Annotated in this window: 17 protein-coding genes; 8 read left to right on the top strand and 9 right to left on the bottom strand. The window is 71.2% G+C overall.

Annotation, left to right across the window (positions count from 1 at the left end; translation table 11 throughout):
• Nucleotides 1-26 precede the first annotated feature (26 nt).
• The 5 genes from ACTWQA_RS15900 to ACTWQA_RS15880 all read right to left on the bottom strand — a co-directional run bounded on the left by ACTWQA_RS15900 (nt 27) and on the right by ACTWQA_RS15880 (nt 6,841).
• Nucleotides 27-842, bottom strand: coding sequence for an MOSC domain-containing protein (locus ACTWQA_RS15900; protein ID WP_443159991.1), 816 nt, complete (start codon nt 840-842; stop codon nt 27-29).
• 88 nt (nt 843-930) lie between these two features.
• Nucleotides 931-3,006 carry a protein kinase domain-containing protein gene (locus tag ACTWQA_RS15895; RefSeq protein WP_443159990.1) on the bottom strand — a complete coding sequence of 692 codons (2,076 nt, stop codon included), beginning with the start codon at nt 3,004-3,006 and terminating at the stop codon, nt 931-933.
• Nucleotides 3,007-3,246: 240 nt separating this feature from the next.
• Nucleotides 3,247-4,638 (bottom strand): DUF1116 domain-containing protein, encoded by a 1,392-nt coding sequence (locus tag ACTWQA_RS15890; RefSeq protein ID WP_443159989.1) that lies wholly within the window; start codon nt 4,636-4,638, stop codon nt 3,247-3,249.
• Nucleotides 4,635-5,969 carry an FdrA family protein gene (locus tag ACTWQA_RS15885; RefSeq protein ID WP_443159988.1) on the bottom strand — a complete coding sequence of 445 codons (1,335 nt, stop codon included), beginning with the start codon at nt 5,967-5,969 and terminating at the stop codon, nt 4,635-4,637. Before ACTWQA_RS15885 ends, ACTWQA_RS15890 begins: the two co-directional genes overlap by 4 nt.
• Before the next feature lie 11 nt (nt 5,970-5,980).
• Nucleotides 5,981-6,841 (bottom strand): DUF2877 domain-containing protein, encoded by an 861-nt coding sequence (locus ACTWQA_RS15880; RefSeq protein WP_443159987.1) that lies wholly within the window; start codon nt 6,839-6,841, stop codon nt 5,981-5,983.
• Between the two features lie 130 nt (nt 6,842-6,971).
• Here ACTWQA_RS15880 and ACTWQA_RS15875 point away from each other — a divergent pair, with 130 nt between their 5' ends.
• The 7 genes from ACTWQA_RS15875 (at nt 6,972) to ACTWQA_RS15845 (ending at nt 15,082) form a co-directional block, all read left to right on the top strand.
• Nucleotides 6,972-8,579, top strand: coding sequence for a PucR family transcriptional regulator (locus ACTWQA_RS15875; RefSeq protein ID WP_443159986.1), 1,608 nt, complete (start codon nt 6,972-6,974; stop codon nt 8,577-8,579).
• Between the two features lie 11 nt (nt 8,580-8,590).
• Nucleotides 8,591-8,800 (top strand): RNA-binding S4 domain-containing protein, encoded by a 210-nt coding sequence (locus ACTWQA_RS15870; protein WP_305922724.1) that lies wholly within the window; start codon nt 8,591-8,593, stop codon nt 8,798-8,800.
• Nucleotides 8,801-8,945: 145 nt separating this feature from the next.
• Nucleotides 8,946-10,358, top strand: a complete 1,413-nt coding sequence (locus ACTWQA_RS15865) for a uracil-xanthine permease family protein (protein ID WP_443159985.1) — start codon at nt 8,946-8,948, stop codon at nt 10,356-10,358.
• Nucleotides 10,355-11,221: an FAD binding domain-containing protein gene (locus ACTWQA_RS15860; RefSeq protein WP_443159984.1), complete on the top strand. Its 867-nt coding sequence runs from the start codon at nt 10,355-10,357 to the stop codon at nt 11,219-11,221. Before ACTWQA_RS15865 ends, ACTWQA_RS15860 begins: the two co-directional genes overlap by 4 nt.
• A complete protein-coding gene (locus ACTWQA_RS15855; protein WP_127935032.1) occupies nt 11,211-11,687 on the top strand; it encodes a (2Fe-2S)-binding protein in 477 nt (158 codons plus the stop codon). Before ACTWQA_RS15860 ends, ACTWQA_RS15855 begins: the two co-directional genes overlap by 11 nt.
• A complete protein-coding gene (gene cutA, locus ACTWQA_RS15850; RefSeq protein ID WP_443159983.1) occupies nt 11,684-14,044 on the top strand; it encodes an aerobic carbon-monoxide dehydrogenase large subunit in 2,361 nt (786 codons plus the stop codon). Before ACTWQA_RS15855 ends, cutA begins: the two co-directional genes overlap by 4 nt.
• Before the next feature lie 21 nt (nt 14,045-14,065).
• Nucleotides 14,066-15,082, top strand: a complete 1,017-nt coding sequence (locus tag ACTWQA_RS15845) for a leucine-rich repeat domain-containing protein (RefSeq protein WP_443159982.1) — start codon at nt 14,066-14,068, stop codon at nt 15,080-15,082.
• Nucleotides 15,083-15,097: 15 nt separating this feature from the next.
• Here ACTWQA_RS15845 and ACTWQA_RS15840 read toward each other — a convergent pair whose 3' ends face one another.
• On the bottom strand, nt 15,098-15,709 hold the full coding sequence (locus tag ACTWQA_RS15840) for a dihydrofolate reductase family protein (protein ID WP_443159981.1): 612 nt from the start codon (nt 15,707-15,709) through the stop codon (nt 15,098-15,100).
• A 159-nt stretch (nt 15,710-15,868) separates the two neighbouring features.
• On the opposite strand from ACTWQA_RS15840, the gene ACTWQA_RS15835 reads away from it, so the two are divergent.
• Nucleotides 15,869-16,294: a hypothetical protein gene (locus ACTWQA_RS15835; protein WP_305922738.1), complete on the top strand. Its 426-nt coding sequence runs from the start codon at nt 15,869-15,871 to the stop codon at nt 16,292-16,294.
• 33 nt (nt 16,295-16,327) lie between these two features.
• On the opposite strand, the gene ACTWQA_RS15830 is transcribed toward ACTWQA_RS15835, so the two are convergent.
• The 3 genes from ACTWQA_RS15830 to ACTWQA_RS15820 all read right to left on the bottom strand — a co-directional run bounded on the left by ACTWQA_RS15830 (nt 16,328) and on the right by ACTWQA_RS15820 (nt 20,513).
• Nucleotides 16,328-18,637: a PQQ-dependent sugar dehydrogenase gene (locus ACTWQA_RS15830; RefSeq protein ID WP_443159980.1), complete on the bottom strand. Its 2,310-nt coding sequence runs from the start codon at nt 18,635-18,637 to the stop codon at nt 16,328-16,330.
• Between the two features lie 31 nt (nt 18,638-18,668).
• The gene (locus ACTWQA_RS15825; RefSeq protein WP_443159979.1) at nt 18,669-19,388 is read right to left on the bottom strand and encodes a hypothetical protein; all 720 of its coding nucleotides are present in this window, start codon (nt 19,386-19,388) and stop codon (nt 18,669-18,671) included.
• A 99-nt stretch (nt 19,389-19,487) separates the two neighbouring features.
• Complete coding sequence (locus ACTWQA_RS15820; RefSeq protein ID WP_443159978.1) at nt 19,488-20,513, bottom strand: LacI family DNA-binding transcriptional regulator; 1,026 nt, start codon at nt 20,511-20,513, stop codon at nt 19,488-19,490.
• Nucleotides 20,514-20,603 lie beyond the last annotated feature (90 nt).

Here is a 20,603-nt window from a genome sequence, read left to right as displayed (position 1 = left end):
AGAAAAATCCCTTTTAGTGCGTTATTTCAGAGAATAGTGACGGAGTCTCCGGTCATAATCCGTCCGGGTCCGTCCGGGATCAGGTTGATGCCGAACCAGACCTTGCCGTCCCACTTGCGGTGTCTGGACAGCGTGCGGATGGGTTCCTTGCCCTTGGTGTACGTGGCCGTGTCGATCGTGGTGAGCACGCACCGGTCGCACCCCTTGCTCACCCGGAAGTCGACCGCCCCGATGCGCACCCGCTTCCACTCGTCCTCCGCGAAGGGCGTGCCGACGCCGTCGATCACCACGTTCGGGCGGAACCGGTGCATCGGCAGCGGCTCGGGCGCCTGCTCGCCGCGCTCCAGCGCACCCTCGACGATCCAGTCGTTGAGCCGGGCGAGCGAGGCGGTGGAGGTCAGCAGCAGCGGGTATCCATCGGCCAGGCTGACGCGGTCCTCCGGGAGGCCGTAGTCGGGGTTGACCGGGCGGCGGGTCGGGTCGTCGAGCCATTTCAACCTGACCGGCCGGCCCGCCAGCTCCGACAACCAGCGTGCCGCGTCGTCACCGCAGTCGGTGAGCTCCACCGGTGTGCGCCCCATGAGCACCGTGGACATCGTGTCGTCCGGGGTGACCCGCAGCGGAGCGGAGTGGGGGCCGGTCAGCGTGAGCGTGCCGTCATCGACCCTGGCCACACAGGCCAGCAGGCGCGGCTGCTCGCGGGCGGTCAGGATCTCGCCGCGCTCGTCGGTGATCAGGTAGCGCCGGTCGTCCGCCAGCCCCCAGGGCTGCACCTCGGCCTCGTGGATCTCGTGTCCGGCCGTGGACTTGACGGGGTAAAAGTGGATGCTCGCCAGCCTCATACGGCCGACCGTACCTCACCGGGCGCAGCCGGCTCCGAGGCGGTCGCGCGATGCAGGCGGGCGGGGTTTGGGTATGGCCCCCTGCGGGCTATGTCGTCTTCCTGAAGGTGTCCAGGAACGCCTGCCGCGTGCCGGCCTGGTCGTCCCACTTGAGCTCGGGCAGGTCGAACGTGATCTTGAACGCGGTGGTGTCGTCGATCGTGACGTACCTGGTCAGCGCGTGCATGGGGACGCCGTTGGCGGTGGTGTAGGTGTACTCCCAGTCGGCCGCCTTCCAGCCGCGGTAGTCCACTGCCTGCAACTGCACCTGGATGTAGCTCTCCAGGCCGCCGTCGGCCTCCAGCCTGCCGAGCTCGGACAGCCCGCCGTCGGCCTGCGGGGTCGCCTCCTCCACGAGGAAGCGGATGCCCGAGTCCTTCGGCCCGGTGAACGTCGCCTCGCCGCCCGACGTGGTCAGCTTCCAGTCCTCGGGCACGGCGACGGAGAAGCCGGCCGGAGTGTGCTCCTTGTAGCCCTCGGGCACGGCCGACGGGTCGGCCTGCAGCGTCGTGGCGGAGGCGGCGGGCGTGTTCGTGGTGGTGGCCGCGGGCGTGCTTCCGCCTGACAGGATGACCATCACGGCGCCGATGACGACGGCCACGGCCACCAGCGAGCCGATGATCGTGAGCGGCGTGGGCCGCCCGTCGCGCATCCAGGGCCCGTCGTCCTCGTCCGTCCTGCGCCTGCTCTTGCCCGTGCGCGGCGAGGCGCCCGGCAGTGCGGCCAGGCGGCTGTTGCCGATGTCGTGCGACAGGTCACGCGACTGCTCGCGCAGGTCGTCGGGGGAGGCCAGCGGCCACGGAGTGGCGCCGGAGTTCGTGGACGAGCGGCTGTCGGTGGTCAGCGGCAGGATCGGCTGCGGGTGCGGTCCCGACGGGCCGTCCAAGTCGTCGTCGCGATTTCGTCCCGCCATCCGGTGCGGGCCGGTGGAGAAGGCCGGTGGCGCCTGCTGTCCTGGGCCGGTGGAGAAGGCCGGTGGCGCCTGCTGTCCTGGGCCGGTCGAGAACGCCTGGGGCGCCTGCTGCCCCGGGCCGGTCGAGAACGCCTGGGGCGCCTGCTGCCCCGGGCCGGTGGAGAACGCCTGGGGCGCCTGCGGTCCCGTGCCGAAGGCGCCCGGCAGCTGGTCGGTCCGGTGGCTGCCCGACGGGGTGGAGAGCCCGTCGTACGGCATCGAGTGGCCGCCCGACGGGCTGCTCGCCGGGTCGTACGGCACGCGCACCGGTCCTGAAGGCGTCTCCACGATCCGCGACGGCATCGGTCCCGACGGCGTGTCGAGCGGCGGAAGCAGCGCGGCGGGCGTCGGGTCGACCGGGCTGGGCAGCGTCTCCGGCTTGCGCGGACGGGCGGAGCCGTGAGCCCGCAGCACCGCTTCCAGCATCTCCATGACCTGTGCGGCCGTCAGCCGCTCCGCGGGGTTCTTGCGGAGCAGGCCCTCGATCACCGGCATCAGCGAGCCGGCACGCTGCGGCGTGATCGGGTCCTGGGTGAGCACCTGGCCGAGCACCGCCACCGGGTCGGGCCCCTCGTACGGCGGCCGCCCCTCGACGGCCGCGTACAACGTCGCCCCGAACGACCACAGGTCGGCCGCCTGGGTGATCGGCTGCGCGGACAACCGCTCCGGCGGGATGTACGCCGGGGACCCCATGAGCAGCCCGGTCTGCGTGATGTTCACATCGCCCTCGATGGCGGCGATGCCGAAGTCGGTCAGCACGACCCGGTCCTGGGTCAGCAGCACGTTGCCCGGCTTGATGTCGCGGTGCAGGATCCCGGCGGCGTGCGCGTGCGTGAGCGCGTCCAGCACGCGGATGCCGATCTCGGCGGCCTGGATCACGGGGAGCGGGCCGCTCTGGCGTACCGCCTGCTCCAGCGACCACGCCCGGACCAGCTCCATGACGATCCAGGGGCGGCCGTCCTCCTCGACGACGTCATGCACGGTCACGATGCCCGGGTGCGTCAGACGCGCGGCCGACCTGGCCTCGCGCAGCATGCGCCGGTGCGCCACCTGCTTGCCCGCGTGGTCGAGCCCGTACGGGAGGATCAGCTCCTTGACCGCCACGTCGCGGTCGAGCAGCACGTCATGGGCGTGCCACACCATGCCCATGCCGCCCCTGCCGACCGGCGACATGAGACGGTAACGTCTGCCGATCAGGCGGCCCTGGCTCTGCGGGGCGCCACTCGGGGCACTTCCCTCTCCTCCGGGACCGCTCAGCAAGCGGTCGGCTGCCATCGTCCCGCCCCCATCTCGCCTCATCCGTCACGTGCGTCTTCACGCTACTTGCAGATTATTGAGGTTGGACACGATATCGGCGGGGAATCCGTAATGGAAGCTGATGCCCCTTTACGGTGCTGATGACGTGCAGATATATCACTCATCAAATGGATCACTTACTGCGCCGGCAAGGGCCTGCAATGCGCTGGTGAAAGCCTCGGGGGGTGGCTTGACCAGGCCCGCTCCGACTTGGCCCGTTCCAGCGACCCGGCCCGCGATGCCGGTGTTGACCACCGGAAGCAGGCCCGTCCTGGCCACGAGCGTGACGTCGATGCCGACCGGCGTGCCGCGGAAGCCGAGGCCCGGGATCTGGTAGGCGGGGTGCTCGGCGAGCGTGATCTCGTACATGGAGCGGGTGGCCCGCACCGCGTCGGCCACCTCGCCGCCCACGAACCGCACGATGGCCGGGGACGCCGCCATCGCGAACCCGCCCAGCCCCGACGTCTCGGTGATCGTGGAGTCGCCGATGTCGGGGTTGGCGTCGCCGGGGCCGTACGAGCCCAGGTAGAGCCCGTCGGGCACCCCGGCGGGACCGGTGAACCAGCGCCCGCCGAGCCCCGACACCTGGACGCCGAAGTCGGTGCCGTTCCTGGCCATGGCGACGACCATGGTCGAGCCGGGGATGTCCCGGGCCGCGTCCGTGCTGACCTTGGCCGCGGCCATGCCGGCGTTCAGGAAGAAGTGGTCGTTGCCGTTGATGAAGCGCAGCACCTCCGCGGCACTGGAGGGCGCGGCCTCGACCACGGCCGGGGCCAGCTCGCGCAGCAGCAGCGAGGTGGCGGCCCGGTTGCGGTTGTGCAGCTCGTCGCCCATCTGCAGGGCCTGCGCGATCAGCGAGCGCAGGTCGATCGGGCCGGTCCGCTCCAGCGTCGCGGCCAGCGCGGGGCCGAGCACGGTGTCCATCCAGCGCAGCCGGTCGAGGACCTCGGGTCCGTACGCGCCGTACCTGAGGACCTTGCCCAGGCCCTCGTTCAGCGAGCAGTAGGCGGTGCCGCCGTGCTCCTCGTCGCGTACCTCGAACACCCACATCGACGGGCTCACCACGCCCGCCATGGGCCCCACGGCGCCGTGCTCATGGCACGGCCGCAGCGTGATCTCGCCGGCCGCCAGCTTGGCGGCCGCGTCGTGCTCGTCGCCCGCCAGGCCCTCCAGCAACATCGCGCCGATCAGCGCGCCGCGCATCGGCCCCGAGGCCCGCTCCCACGTGATCGGCGGCCCGGCGTGCAGGAAGGTGCCGTCGGCCAGCACGTCCGACGCCCGCCGCACCCCCGCCAGGTACGGTCGCGCGGAGGTGAGCCGGCGCGCGGCCAGCTCGTTGGCGGCCTGCCTGCGCGGGTCGGCCAGCACCGTGACCAGCGCCTCCGCGGTGCCGGGCAGGGGCGGGCGCCAGTCGACCGGGGTCGTCGGCACGGCCTGCGCGGTCAGTGCCTCGTCGAGCAGCCCCGCGCCGACCGTGATCACGTTGGACGGGGCGGACAGTGGGCTCATATGAGACTCCTGGCGTGCCGGGCCGCCTGGGCGTTGGACAGGAACACGGCCGCGCCCGCCGCCCGCAGCGCGGCGGCCTGGCGGTGCAGGTCCTGCGGGTCGCCCAGGGTGCCGACGAGGGCCACCACGACGGTGGCGGGGGTATGGGCGATGGCGGGCACGAGGGATGCCGCGGGGTCGGGGTCGGCGCCATGACCCAGCACGACGTCCATGAGCACCACGTCGGTCTCCCTGGCCCGGGACAGCGCCTCCACGCGCAGGGTCGGGTCGATCATCGGGTGCGCCCGTCCCCTGGTGTAGGCGTCGTCGCCGTAGTCGACGAAGTCGCCCTGCCCGGCCAGCGCCGCGGCCTCCAGGCTCAGCGTGCCGCCGGCGTAGACGCCCTTGAGTGTCTTGCCCGAGGTCTCTCGCAGGGCGCCCGGCCAGGACGGCCACTCGGGCACGGGTCTCCCGAGGGTGCGCAACGCCTGCTCCGCCGCCTCCGTGAGATCCGCGGGCAGCAACGCGGACACCACCGGCGTACGCAGCCCTGCCACGGCCTCCTCCACGCGGCGCGCCACCTCGTGGGCGGGCGGCTTGGAGATCAGCACGATCAGCTCGGTCGCCGGGTCCTCGTCGAGCATGCGCAGCGCACGCAGCGTCGACAGGCCGCCGACCGCGGCCGACAGGTCCCTGCCGCCCACCCCCAGGATGTGGCTGATGCCCGCGCCCGCCCAGTCCAGGAGCGAGGTGACCTGCTGGGCGCCGGTGCCGGAGGCGGCCACCACGCCGACGGGGCCGGGGGCGAGGACGTTCGCGAAGCCGAGGCCGACGCCGCCGATCGAGGCGGTGCCGCAGTCCGGGCCCATCACCAGGACGTCCCGCTGCTCCGCCAGCTCCTTCAGCCGCCGCTCCTGCGCGACGGGCACGCCGTCGCTGAAGATCATGACGGGCAGGCCGGCCAGGACGGCGTCGTACGCCTCACAGAACGCGTGCTCGCCCGGCACCGAGACCAGGACCAGATCGGCCGGGCCCCTGGCGGCAGCCGAGCCGGTGGTCAGCGGCGGCTGCTCGGTCGCGGTCCCAGGACGCTGGAGCGTGGTCAGCTGCCGGTCGGCCTCGGCGACGGCTGCCCGGGTGTCGTGCGCCCTGACGGCGATCAGCAGGTCGCCGGGACCGGCCTCGGGGACGGTGAAGCCGAGGTCCTTGATGACGGCGACGTTGAGGTCCGTCGCCATGGCGACCATGGCCGCCTCGACACCCGGCGTGTCCGCCAGCGCCCGGCTGACCCGCATGAGCTGGACCGAGTCGTAGTACGCCCCCTTACGGACCAGCACCACCTCTGCGCTCACCCCTTCTGGGCTCACCGCTGCCCGCCAAGGGCCAGGACGGCGTGCGCACCGATGGCGACGCCCTGGGCGAGGTCGGCGCCGGAGGTATGGCCGAGACGGCGCAGGCGGTTCAGCGCCGGTTCGAGCGCCTGGCCGCCGGTGACGCCGCGCAGCACCGCGAGCACCTCAGGGCTGGCCTCGCCTCTGGCCGCGCAGTGCAGGAGCGTGGCCGACAGGGGAGTGGTGCGGGTGCGCGCGTCGAACGTGACGGTCGCCCCCAGCCAGTCCGCCAGCCACACCGCGCGCTCCGCCCCCGTGGCCCTGCCCACGTGCCGCAACGTCACCAGCAGTCCCGCCAGCACGTCGTCACCGCTCGGCGTGAGCCCCGGCCCGAGCCCGATGAGCTGCTCGGCCGCCGTGACGACACCCAGCAGCCACCCTTGCGCGCAGGCGGCGGCCAGCGAGGCGACCGCGCCGTTGCCGTGCAGGCCGGGCCGCGGCTCGGCGGGTCGCGCCAGGATCGCGGCGGCGCCGGTCAGGCAATCGCGATCAGCCGACCCGAGCGACGGGGCCGGATCCCACCAGCGGCGCACGCGCAAACTCAGGTGCCCCACGTCGATCGCGCGATCACCCACCGACGCCTCGTCACCCACCGTGACATGAGGCAGTGGGCCCGCGAGCAGCGCCGAGTTCGGCAGCCTGGTGGCCTCGCCGGTGATGACGGCGATCACCGAAGGCTCCAGATCGGTCCTGACCTCCAGATACACCCCCGCGGGGAAGGCGGCGAGCACACGGGCGGGGCGGCGCGGCGACTCCAGGAGCGGGCGTACCGCCGTGCTGGCAGCGCCCGTGACCTGGATGCGGGTACGCCGCGCGTGAGTGCTGACCGTCACCGGACCTCCCAACCGACCTTGGACCTGACCGTAGAACGGGCAGGGAACCCTCCGTACGGAGAAATTTGCCAACAGTCAGCGGGAAGGTTGGCTCTTCCTGACAGACCGCTTCCCGGGTCACAATCTCCCCATGGAGCCCCCCGTCCGTCTCGCCAGCACTGGAACGATCATTCATGGCGTGTCCGTGGAAGAGGTGCTCGGCGTGTCGACCCTCGCGGAGGCCAGGCTCATCGCCGGGGAGAGCGGGCTCGGGCGCATCGTCCAGCGGCTCAACGTCATGGAGGTCCCCGACATCCTGGCCTGGGTCAAACCGCACGAACTGCTGCTCACCACCGGATATCCGCTTCGCAACACGCCGCAGTCACTCGGCCGGCTCGTGGCCGACCTGGACGAGCGCGGCCTGGCCGCACTGGCGATCAAGCTCGGCCGCTATGTCGAGGAGCTGCCCGACGAGATGGTCGAGCAGGCCGACCGGCTCGGTTTCCCGCTCATCCTGCTGCCGAACGACGTCGGCTTCGACGACATCCTCAACCAGGTGCTGACCGACATACTCAACCGCCAGGCCGCCATGCTGGCCCGCGTCGAGGAGGCGCACCGGGCCATGGTGCAGGTGGTGCTGGCGGGCGGCGGGCTGGGCGAGGTCACCGCCGAGGTGGCGCAGCTGCTCGACGTGTCGGTCGCGGCCGTGGACGGCGCCGGCCAGGTGCTGGCCACCGCCGGTCCGGCCGACCACGTCGCGGTGCTGCGCGAGTCGATCTCCCGCGAGGGCCCACCGACGTCCCCGGCGCGGACGTCGGGGCGCGGGCGGGCGTTCGCCTCGGTGCCGGTGCTGGCCGGCGGGCACCATCACGGCAGGATCGTCGCCTACAGCCCGTCGGCGGCGATCAGGGACGGCGACGTCGGCATCCTGGAGCGCGCGGCCACCGTCGCCGCGCTCGTCGTCACCCGGCAGGAGGCGGTCAACGCCGTCGAGAGCAAATACCGCGCCGACTTCCTGCGCGACGTGCTCACCGGCCGGGCCGGCAGCATCGAGCGGATCACGGCGCGGGCCAGGGCGTTCGGATGGGACCTGGCGCGGCCGGTGACCGTGCTCGTGGCCGAGCTCGACCCCGACGGCGACGAGCGCAGCGCGCAGGACCGGCTGGTGTCGTGCTGGACGGCGGCCATGAGGCGGCACGACCCGCGGGGGGCGGTGGCCGGGTTCTCGCACGAGGTGGTGGCCGTGGTCGACGCCTCGATCGATGCCACCCGGGTGGCCAAGGACGCGGCCTCGGCGTTCGCCGACGTGCCGCCCGCGACGTTCTCGACCGGCACGTCCCGGCCCAGCCCTGGCGCGGAGACGTTGCCGGAGGCGTACTCGCAGGCGCTGAAGGCGGCCAGGGTGGGCCGCCAGCTGCACGGGCCCGGCGCGGTCGCCCACTTCGACCAGCTGGGCGTCTACCGGCTGCTGTCGCTGGTCAACGACACCGACGAGCTGCACGCGTTCGTCCGCGAGACGCTCGGGCCCCTGGCCTCCGACGACGACGCCGAGAACGCCGACCTGCGGCGCACCCTGCAGGTGCTGCTGGAGACGAACCTCAACGTGGCCGAGACGGCCAGGCGCCTGCACTTCCACTACAACACGCTGCGCTACCGGATCGGCAAGCTGGAGCGGCTGCTCGGCAACTTCACCGACGACCCGCACCTGCGGCTCAACCTGACCCTGGCCCTGCACGTGCTGCGGATGCGGGGCATCTAGGCTTGAGTCTCGTGGACCTGGACTTCGAACTGCAATCCGACTACATCCCGCTGTGCGACCTGCTGAAGTACTGCGGGATCACCGAGACCGGCGGCCTGGCCAAGCAGCTGATCGCCGAGGGCATGGTGCTCGTGGACGGAGAGGTTGAACTCCGCAAAACCGCCAAAATCAGGGCAGGTCAGGTCGTGAGTGGGGACGGATTCTCGATTCACGTCGCGTAGTTCTGGCATGTGCGCGAGGGTTTCACTGGTAGTCGGCGCAGATTTGGCAGATCATGCCCGTGTAGGAGCGTCCGGGCGGGCCTAATGTGCCCGCAACGGAACGTGGCGCCGGCTCAGCGGAAAACCAGCACAAAGGGGCCCTCTCATGGTGTGGGGATGGACCAGACACGGTGACGGCAAACACCTGACGCCCGGAGAGGTGGTCAGACCCGACGAGCGCTTGAGCTGGCCCAGAATGGTGGGCTTCGGCGCGCAGCACGTGATCGCGATGTTCGGCGCGACGTTCGTCTTCCCGATCGTCATGGGGCTGGACCCCAACGTCGCCGTGATGATGTCGGGCGTCGCGACGATCCTGTTCCTGCTGATCGTGAAGGGGAAGGTGCCCAGCTACCTGGGCACCAGCGCGTCCTTCGTCGGCGGCGTGTTCGCCATCAGGGCGGCCGCGGGCGGCGACACCGCCGGCGCCGACGCGATCGTGACCGGCGCGATCCTGGTCGCCGGGCTCGTGCTGGCGCTGGCCGGGCTCGCCATCCACTTCCTCGGTGTGGAGATCATCCACAAGGTCTTCCCGCCTGTGGTCACCGGCGCGGTGGTGATGCTGATCGGGTTCGGGCTGGCGTTCGTGGTGGCGGACGTCTACTGGCCGCAGGACCACTGGATCGCGCTCATCACCATGGTGATCACGTTCCTGGTGATCGTGGTGTTCAAGGGGTTCATCGGGCGGATCGGCGTGCTGATCGGGCTGGTCACCGGGTTCCTGCTGTCGTGGCTGCTGGACCGGGCGGCCGGGCCGGTCACCTCCGTGCTGCCCGGCCAGAACCTGCGGGACGCGGCCGGCAACCCCTGCCCGGTCGAGGGCACGTACTGCGTGGCCACGGCCTTCCCGCACGACCGGGTGAACTTCGACCAGGTGGCCCAGGCCGAGTGGTTCGGGCTGCCGAGCTTCCACGGCCCCGACTTCCGGTTCTCGGCCGTGCTGCTGGTGCTGCCCGCGGTCATCGCGCTCATCGCGGAGAACATCGGGCATGTCAAGGCCGTGGGCGAGATGACGGGCGCGGACGTGGACCCGTACGTCGGGCGGGCGGTGGTCGCCGACGGCGTGGCCACGGTGGTCACCAGCGCGGTCGGCGGCTCACCGACGACGACATACGCCGAGAACATCGGCGTCATGGCCGCCACCAGGGTCTACTCGACGGCCGCCTACTACATCGCCGGCGTCATCGCGATCTTCTTCGGGCTGGTCCCCAAGTTCGGCGCGCTGGTCGCTGCCACGCCGGGCGGCGTGCTCGGCGGCGTCACCGTCATCCTGTACGGGATGATCGGGCTGCTCGGCGCGAAGATCTGGATCGAGAACCGGGTGGACTTCGCCGACCCGGTCAACATGGTCCCCATCGGCGCGGGCATCATCCTGGCCATCGGGCCCGTCAGCCACTTCATCGCCGGGGAGTTCATCCTGGAGGGCATCGCCCTCGGCACCATCGTGGTGCTGGGCGGCTACCACCTGCTGCGGGCCATCGCCGGGCCGTCGCTCAAGCCGGCCAGGAGCGAGGCCGGGTGAAGCCGCCGCCGTTCGAGTACCACGCCCCGCGCGACCTCGGCACGGCGTTGCGGACCCTCGCCGAGGTCCGGGGCAAGGTGCTGGCCGGAGGGCAGAGCCTGATCCCGATGCTCAACATGCGGCTGACCGCGCCTGAGCATCTCGTCGACATCAACCAGGTGGTGTCGCTGGGCGGCATCGAGCGCACGGAGGCGGGTGTGCGGGTCGGCGCTCTGGCCCGGCACTCGGAGGTGGAGCGGGCCGGCGCGCATCCGCTGCTCAGCCGGGCGCTGAAACTGGTCGCCCATCCGGTGATCCGGAACCGGGGGACCGTGGTCGGGAGCCTGGTGCACGCCGACCCGGCCGCGGAGTTGCCCGCCGTACTGGCGGTGCTGGGCGGCTCCGTACGGGTGGCCCGCTGGGACGGAGACACGCGGGCCGAGCGGGACGTGCCCGCCAAGGACTTCTTCGTCGGTCCCATGGAGTCGGCCGTCCAGGCGGGCGAGCTGGCCGTATCGGCATATTTCCCGGCCTTGGGTCCGCGGACCGGGGCTGCTTTCGAGGAGGTGACCCGCAGGCACGGCGACTACGCCCTCGCCGGGGTCTGCGCCGTGGTCACGCTGGACGAGGACGCGTTCGTCACGGCGGCCAAGGTCGCGTGCATCGGAGTCGGGCCGGTGCCGACGGTCGTGGACGTGACAGAGCTGAGCGGGCCGTCTCCCGTCCAGGGGATCGACTGGGGCGTGGCCCAGCTCGTGCATGACGCGATCGAGCCCGAGAGCGACATCCACGCATCGGCCGCCTACCGCAGGCATCTGGTGAGGGTGCTCGCCCAGCGGGCGCTGCGCAACGCGGCCAGGGAGGCGGAGACCCGTGGAGCATGAGATCACGCTCGTCGTGAACGGCGCCGCCAGGCGGGTGAGCGTCCCCGCCCGCCGCCTGCTGTCCGACTGCCTGCGCCACGACCTCGGCCTGACCGGCACCCACGTGGGGTGCGAACACGGCGTCTGCGGCTGCTGCACGGTGCTGCTCGACGGGCAGCCCGTGCGCTCGTGCCTGACGTTCGCCGTCACCGTGGACGGCCGCGAGATCACCACCGTCGAGGGGCTCGCCGGACCGGACGGGCTCTCACCCGTGCAGCGGGCCTTCGCCGAGTGTCACGGGCTGCAGTGCGGCTTCTGCACGCCGGGGTTCCTCTGCACGGTGACCGCCCTGCTGGCGGAGAATCCGGCGCCGACGGAGGAGGAGGTGCTGGAGGGCGTCTCCGGCAACCTGTGCCGCTGCACCGGCTACCAGAACATCGTCAAGGCCGTTCACCGGGCCGCCGAGCTGCTGGCGGAGGAAGCATGACGACGAGATTGTTCGGGGAGTCCGTAGCGCGCAGGGAGGACCCCAGGCTGCTCACCGGACAGGGCCGCTACCTCGACGACCTGGGGCGTGACGCGCTCGCCGCGGCGTTCGTGCGCTCGCCGCACGCGCACGCCCGCATCCGCGACATCGACGTCGGGCCCGCGCTGGACGTGCCGAGGCTCGTCGCCGTCTACACCTGGGAGGACCTGCCCGAGCGGGTGGGCCGGGCGCTGCCGCTCCTCATCCCGCACCCGGCGCTCACGCACGGGCGCACCGCGTACCCGCTGGCCAGGGACGTCGTCCGGCACGTCGGCGAGCCGGTGGTGATGGTCGTGGCCGCCGACAGGTACGCCGCCGAGGACGCCTGCGCGCTCATCGAGGTCGACTACGAGCTCCTCAAGCCGGTCGTCGGCCTGGAGGAGGCCGTCCAGGGCGCCCAGCTCGTGCACGAGGACGTGCCCGGCAACATCGGCGCCCACCTCATCCAGGAGGTCGCCGCCGCCGACGGGCGCGGCGCCCGGGAGGCCATCGAGACCGCGCCGCACACGCTGGCCTTCCGGCTCGACATCGAGCGCAGCGCCAGCATGCCGCTGGAAGGACGCGGCGTGTACGCCCGATGGGACGGCGAGGACCTGCGCGTCTACTCCAGCACCCAGACCTCCACCAGCGTCCGCATGGCCGTCGCCGCCACGCTCGGCCTGCCCCTGCCGAAGGTCGAGGTGATCGCGCCCGACGTCGGCGGCGGGTTCGGCGTGAAGATCGTGCACCCGTGGCCCGAGGAGATCCTCGTGCCGTGGGCGGCCATGACGCTCGGCCGCGAGCTCAAATGGACCGAGGACCGCAGAGAGCACTTCATCTCCTCCGCGCACGAGCGCGGGCAGGTGCAGTACGTGCGCGCCGGGTTCGACGACGACGGCCGGGTGCTCGGGCTGGACGTGACGATCCTGCACGACCACGGCGCCTACACCCCTTACGGGATCATCGTGCCGATCGTCACGTCGACCCAGCTGCTCGGCCCTTACAAGCTCGGGGCGTACCGGGTCGAGTTCAGCGCCGTCTACACCAACACCGTGCAGGTGACCCCCTACAGGGGCGCGGGCCGCCCGCAGGGCGTGTTCTGCATGGAGCGCACCATGGACAAGATCGCGCGCTACCTGGGCAAGGACCGGACCGAGGTGCGGGCGGTCAACTTCATCCAGCCCGAGGAGTTCCCGTACGACCAGCGGATGACGTTCCAGGACGGGCGGCCGCTGATCTACGACAGCGGGAACTATCCCGAGATGCTCCGCATGGTCAAGGAGCTGATCGGCTGGGACGACTTCGAGCCGGCGCCCGGCCGGGGCATCGGGATCGGCTGCTACGTCGAGGGGACCGGGGTCGGGCCGTACGAGGGCGGACACGTGCAGGTGACCTCCGATGGCCGCGTGCACGTGTCCACGGGACTCACCTCGCAAGGCCAGGGACACGAGACGGTGTTCGCTCAGATCGCCGCCAGCGAGCTGGGCGTGCCCATCGAGCGGATCAGCGTGGTCACCGGCGACACGCGCCGGTTCGGGTACGCGGTCGGCACGTTCGCCTCCCGCGCGGCCGTCGTCAGCGGCAACGCCATCGCCCTGGCCTGCAGAAAGGTACGCGAGAAGGCGCTGCGCATCGCGGCCGACGCGCTCGAGGCCGACCCGTCGGACCTGCAGATCACCGACGGCGTGGTGCACGTGGCGGGCGCGCCCACCGCGTCCATCCCGCTGTCCACGGTCGCCGTGCTGGCCAACCCCTTGCGCTACGCCTTCGACGAAGAGGCCGCCAAGGCCACCCAGTTCTCCGGCACCGCCTCCCCGGACCGGCCGCCGGTGGCCGAGGGCGAGGAGCCGGGGCTGGAGGGGCGGGACTACTACTCGCCGATCAGGTCGACGTTCGCGGCGGGCATGCACGCGGCCGTCGTCGAGACCGACCCGGACACGGCCGAGATCAGGATCGTCAGGTACGCGGTCGTGCACGACTGCGGGCGGCTCATCAACCCGATGATCGTGGAGGGGCAGATCCACGGGGGGGTGGCGCAGGGCGTCGGCGGCGCCCTCTACGAGCGCATGGTGTACGACGCGCACGGGCAGCTCGTCAACGCCTCCTTCATGGACTTCCTCATGCCGTACGCCACCGAGGTCCCCCGCGTCGAGACCGCCCACCTGGAGACGCCGTCGCCGCTCAACCCGCTCGGCATCAAGGGCGCCGGCGAGGCCGGGGTCATCCCGGTGTCCGCCGTCATCGCCTCGGCCCTCGAGGACGCCGAGGGCATCGAGATCGACCGCATGCCCATCTCCCCGTCGGAGCTCTTCGACCTGCGTACCGCCCACACCCGATAACCCCGTGCGATGATCGACACCATGCGCGCACCCGACGCCGGACTGACCGCCTTCCCGCATGTCCCGGACGACGTCCGGCTGATCGACCTGGCCTGGAACGCGATCGCCGAGGTGCCCGACCGGGTGGCGGAGCTGGTCGCGCTGGAGGAGCTGCGGCTCGACGGCAACCGCCTGCGCCGCCTGCCGGACCTCTCCCGGCTCACCGCCCTGCGCGCCCTGCACCTCGACGGCAACGAGCTGACGTCCTTCCCGGCCTGCCCGCCGCACCTGGAGACACTCTTCCTGTACGGCAACCGCATCGGCGCCCTGCCTGACCGGCTGCCCCTGGCGCTGCGCCACCTGGCGGCCGGCGGGAACGGCCTGACCGAGGTGCCCGGCTCCCTCTGGAAACTGGCCGGCCTGGAATCGCTCAACCTGGCCGAGAACGCGCTCACCGAGATCCCCGCAGCCATCGGCGGCCTGACCCGCCTCCGCATGCTCGACCTGGGCCACAACCGGCTCACCGCGATCCCGCCCGAGCTCGGCGACCTGTCCCTCACCGACTACCTCTATCTCAGCGACAACCTGTTCACGCACGTGCCCGAGTCGATCGGACGGCTGGACCGGCTCGCTTACCTCAATCTGACCGACAACCGCATCACGCGCCTGCCGGACCCGATCGGGTCCATGGCCTCCCTGGTGGAACTGCGGCTCTACAACAACCGCCTGGAGGAACTCCCTGGCACCATCGGCGGCCTGGCCCGGCTTCGGGAGCTGCACCTGCAGGGCAACGCCCTGACCCGGCTGCCCGCCTCGATCCGCCGGCTCGGCGAGCTGCGCGTGCTGGATCTCCGCAACAATCGCCTGCGCGAGCTGCCGGACGCGATGCCGCCCCAGCTCACCCACGTGGACCTGCGGAACAACCGGCTGCGAGAGCTGCCCGAGTGCCTGGCCGACCTGCCCGCGCTGGAGAAGCTCGACCTGCGGTGGAACAAGCTCGACGGAGATCCCGAGGTCTTGCGGAGGCTGACCGCGCGTGGCAGCGTGATCCTGCGCTGAACCGAGGCGGCCCTTCTATCGGATCACCCGATACGTCAGGTGGGTGACGAGGCGGGTGCCCGAGGGGGCGGCGAGGGGTTCGAGGGTGATGTCCCCGACGTTGTGGAGCAGCCGCTCGCCTCTGCCGAGGATCATGGGCGCGACGTGCAGGCGCAGCTCGTCGATGAGCCCTGCCGCCAGATACTGGTTCACCGTTTCGGCGCCGCCGGCGACGGCCACATCGCGCTCGCCTGCGACCTCACGCGCCTGGGCCATCGCCGACTCGATCCCGTCGGTGACGAACGTGAACGTCGTGCCACCCTTCATCGTCACCCGCTCGCGTGGGTGGTGAGTGAGGACGAAGACCGGCGCGTGGTACGGCGGCTCGTCGCCCCACCAGCCGTTCCAGTCCAGGTCCCAGGCGCCGCGGCCGGGGCTGAACATGTTGCGGCCCATGATGAAGGCACCGGCCGCGGTAATGCCCTCGATCACTGCGGCGTGCTGCTCGGACTCACCGAACATCCATTGGTCGATCCATTGGTGCAGGCGCTCGCCCACGCCGTCGCCGAACGGCTGGTCCAGGCTCTGGTTCGGGCCAGCCACGAAGCCGTCGAGGGACATTGCCATGTCACAAGTGACCTTGCTCATCTCACTGCCTCCTGTGTGGTTCCGGCGCTCGTCTGGCGCCGCCTTCACGGGGAGGTCGGAGCCGTCCTCCTGTTCTCTACATGCCGGCCGGAATCTTTTCAGAATGCGGGTTGCGGCAGGTTGCTGAACCGCGGTGGCAGGCCCTGCGTACCTCCGCACATGACGACATTTCCACGTCTGGCCGCTTTCGCGCTGCTGGCCGGGCTGGTCACTGGCTGTTCCCAGTACGTCGGGAAGAACAGTGACTACGGAGCAGCGGGAAATGCGCAGGCCAACGCCGCCCCCCTCACGGTCGAGCAACTCTCCGCCAAGGTGGGCTGCAAGCCGAAGATGCAGGTCGACGCCGACGAAATCCGTACCGCGTACTGCAAGACCAAGGAAGGCGAGTTCTTCGTCAACACCTTCAAGACCGAGAAGCTCAAGGACGAGTGGATGGACCGGGCGCCCGAGTACAACCCCCATCTGGTGGGCCCCCGCTGGACCGTCCTGGGCCCGCTCGAGGTGCTGGAGGTCATCAAGCCCACGCTCAACGGCGACCTGCACCTGACCGACCACCGGGTCTCGCAGACACCCGCACCCAAGTGAGCGGCGCCGGACGGGCCGGCGCCGCCCACGACGTCAGCGCATCAGCTCGTACTGGGCTCTGACCTCCCCTGGGGAGGCCACCCGGTCCAGGAACATCAGCCCGTCCATGCGGCAGTCGCACGGGTTCTGCTCCCGGGTGTTCTGCGGGTAGCTACCGCCGATCTTGATGCCTCGCGGGTCGGTCGCCGAGGTGACGTCCGGCTCGGGGTCTCCTTCGACGCCCCATGGGTCGCCGGCGACGGTGGAGAAGCCGTCGAGCGGGCGGCCGTTCCGGTAGAGCTTCATCGTCGCGGTGTCAAAGTCGAACGTCGCGGTGAGGAACACCCACTGGTCCCGTGGCAGGATCTCCTGCCACGGCTGGCCGGCGGCGAAGGTCTGTGAGCTGCCGCCGTCCACGCGGCGGGCCAGCGCCACCACGCGCAGCTCGCCGTTCACGGTGATCAGCTCCAGAAGCGCCCTGACGTCATGGCCCTGCGAGTTGCCGCTCAGCACCCCGGCCAGGCCGATCGCGTTGAAGAAGTCGGCCGGGTCGGCGGTGTTGGAGTTGGGCGCGGGACCCGTGCCCTGCATCTTGAACCAGCCCATGATGGTCACGCCCTGGACGGCGTTGAACGCCCGCAGGGTCGGCACGCCGTTCTCGCCGTAGATCCCGGCCTTCCAGTCGTCGTTGCCTGCCGTGGCGGGCTCGACCTGGCGGGTCTGCAGCGCATGCGTGCTGCCCCGGTAGGCGCGGTCGGCCACGCGCATGGCGGCGCCGCCGTTGACGAGCGTGATGTCGGTGCCGGACAGGCCCTGGTCCCGCTCCTTGGCCGGGTCACCGGCCACCGGGTGCTCGAAGTCGTACGCCGCCACCAGGTCGTCACGCAGGCTGGGCAGCACGTCGGGCGGCGTCCACCCGGCCTTGGTGACCTTCCAGATCTTGCCGTTGGCCTTTGACAACACATACAGCTCGCCGGCGGCGTCGCGGCCGAACCGCAGGTCCACCCGGGAGTGGCCGGCCAGGTCCTGCAGGGTGACCTGCTTGCCGGCGGCGTCGACCAGCCGCGGCTTGTAGATGGTGGCCCGGCGGCCGGTCTCCTCCCTCATCTGCGCGGCGACCGTGAAGAACACCTGACCGTCCACGATGTCGCCGAACAGGTATTTCCCATGCAGCAGCGGCAGCTTGAGCCCTCGGTAGACGAAACCGCCGACGACCGCGTGGCCGCTGTCGGACGTGCAGGAGTGGCCGGGCGGCGGGTCGTGGTCGTAGGCCGCCACCGGGTAGGTGTAGCCGAACTCGGCGTCGTTGTCCGGCAGCGTGTAGAGGTGGCAGCGGTCGGCCTTGTTGAACAGGAACGACCCTTCGCGCTCGCTCCACCCCAGGTTGTCCCCGGCGCCGACATCGTAGATCGCCTCGATGGCGTGCTCGCCGATGTGGCCCAGGAACAGGCGGTTGCCGGCCTGCGGGTCCCAGCTGAAGCGGTGCGGGTCGCGCATGCCGTAGGCGTAGATCTCGCCGAGCGCGCCCGGCCGGCTCACGAACGGGTTGCCGGCGGGGATGCCGTAGCGGCCGTTGGCGCCGTTCGTGCCGGACGGGTCGATGCGCAGGATCTTGCCGTGCGGTACGGCCAGGTTCTGCGGGTCGTCGCTGCTGACGCCGCGTCCGCCGTCGCCGGCGGCGATGTAGAGCAGGCCGTAGTCCTTGTCGCCGGGGCGGGCGGCCGGGTTGAAGTCGATCTGCTGGATGCCGTGGATCTGGCCGGAGAAGCCGAGCCTCAGCACCTCCCTGCGGGTGCCGGAGAACGTGCTCGCCTTCGGGTCCGTCGCCGTCCACTCGGTGATCACGCCGTGGAACCTGACGCCCGGCTGGGGCGGCAGGTCTGGGGTCTTGGTGGTGAGCGCGGCACCCCACTCGGTGTGGACGGTGTAGAACGTGCCGTTCCTGCCGAACTCCGGGTGGAAGGCGGCGAAGCCGAAGCCGCTGCCGAGGCCGCGTCCCGAGATGAAGTCGGGTGCGAACGTGGCGCCGACGTCGAGGTACTCACGCGGCCGGCCGCCGCTCTTGTCCAGGAAGTAGAGCTTGCCGTTGAGGTCGTTGACGTACAGGCGGCGCGAGCCGTCGGGGAGCTCGCCCAGGTAGTTGATCCTGGCCCAGCGGACCAGGCGCGGGTCGGTCGGCGCCGGGGTCGTGTCGGTCTTGGGGAAGGAGGCGAACTCCTCGAGCGTCAGCGTGAGGCCCGACGGGGTGGGCTTCTCGGGGATGGGGTCGTCGAGGGGAGTCGGCTCCGCCTGCGCGGTGGCCGGCGAGGCGCATAACGCGGTCGCCAGCAGCACGGCCATCAGGCCTCGGAGGGTTCTGGGCATGCCTCACCACCAAGGGTGTCGATTCACGGGTTCACTGCTCAACGGGCGCGGTGCCGTCACGGACCGGGGTGCCCTTGACGGTCAGGTCGCGCATCCTGCCGATGTTGTCGAACGAGCCGAAGCCGACCCGGCCGGAGGCGAACGTGCGGTCGGTGGCCGTCATCAGCGGGGTCTCGGCGCCATCCACGTAGACCGAGATGCGGCCGGTGTCCGTGCAGTGCGTGACGCGGACGCGGTGCCATGCGGTGTCCGTCACCGCGGGCGGCGCGCCGACCTGGCCGTTCCACTGGTCGTCGATGCGCAGGCGGTCGGCGTTGTTGACGACGAAGATCCCGTTGTGCGGGTAGATGGTGTTGTCCTGAGAAAGGTGCACGTAGTAGAACTCGGTGTCCGACCGGTAGCCGAACACGATGATCACGTCGCGGTTGCTGACGCTGGTCGGCGTGTCCAGGCGGACCTTCGCGTCGATGCGTGCCGAGGCGAACTCAGGGCCGGTCTTGAGCACCGCGTACTCGAAGGGCCGGCGCGGTCCTGGGCGGGCGACCCCGGCCTCGGCGAGAATCACCTGGTCGCCGGGGAACTGCCACTTGGCGGGGGTCACGGGCGCCCAGTGGTGCCCCGCGTCCACGCCCTTCACGCGGGCGTGTCCGAGTGCGCAGTCCTGGGCGGCGACGGCGTGGGCGGGCAATGGGAGTGCCGGGGCGGCCAGGGCGAGTGCGGCCGCGAGGGTGAGAGTGCGAAGGGCTGACATCCGGGCATCCTCTCGCCGGGCGTAAGCGCTTCCGAAAGCGCTTACGTGACCTTCGAGCGGATCGTATCCCGGGGGAAAGGTCTGTCAAGGGGGGTGACGTCAGGGCGGGGGCGGGGCGGTGGAGGCGCGGATGACCAGCTCGTGACGGGTACGACGGCGGCGCGGGCGCGAGGCGGGCGGCTTGAGCACCAGCTCGAAGGCCTCCTTGCCCATCCCCACCATGGGCAGCCTGATCGTCGTCAGCGCCGGGTAGACGTCGCGCGCCACCGGCGCATCGTCGAACCCGGCCACCGAGATCTCCTCCGGCACCCGGCGCCCGTGGTTCAGCAACCACGACAGGGCGCCCACCGCCATCGGATCGTTCAACGCCACCACCGCCGTCAGGTCGGGACGCGCCCGCATGAGCTGCGCGGTCGCCGCCGCGCCGCCCTCCCTGGTGAAGTCCCCGTGCACGACCGGGACCGAGCGCCAGTCGAGCCCGGCCACGTCGAACGCGGTGCGCAGCCCCGCCAGCCGGTCCGCCACGGTGGTCAGGTTGGCCGGGCCGCCCAGCACGCCCAACCGGCGATGGCCCAGGTCGAGCAGGTGCCGCATGAGCGTCACCCCGCCGCCCGCGTTGTCCGGCAACACCGCGTCCACCGGCAGGTGATGCCGGCCGATCACGGCCACCCGGCCGCCCGCCGCCGTGTACGAGCGCACCTCGGCGGCGATGTCGACCTCCGTGGCCGCCTCGATGTAGCCGGAGCCCGCCAGTACGATCTTCGTCACTCGGTGGGCCCGCAGCGCCCGGATCCTGACCAGCTCCGCGCCGGGGTCACGCTGGGTCTGGCTGATCAGCGCCAGGTAGCCGAGGCTCTCGGTCTCGCGCAGCACGCCTCTGGCGATCTCGCCGAAGTAGGGGTCCCCGACGTCGTGCACGATCAGCCCGATGATGGCCGCCTGCCCGCCCGCCAGCGCCCGCGCGTGGCTGTTGGGCACGTATCCCACCTGAGAGGCGACCGCCTGCACGTGGGCCGCGACCTGAGGGCTGACCCCCGTGCTGCCGGTCATGGCACGCGAGGCGGTGGCGAGCGAGACTCCTGCGGCTTTGGCGACGTCCACGAGGCGCGGCGGCCGATGTGCCATACGAACCCCCTTGTCCGGGGCTGAATCCCGTGTAATCGTAACCGAAAGCGCTTCCGAAAGCGCTTACGCGGCACCTCTCCAAACCGGGGG

This window comes from Nonomuraea sp. 10N515B, assembly GCF_052245915.1.
GTDB lineage: Bacteria > Actinomycetota > Actinomycetes > Streptosporangiales > Streptosporangiaceae > Nonomuraea.
Note: the sequence above shows the minus strand (reverse complement) of the source record. Positions and strands in the feature narration are given on the sequence as shown.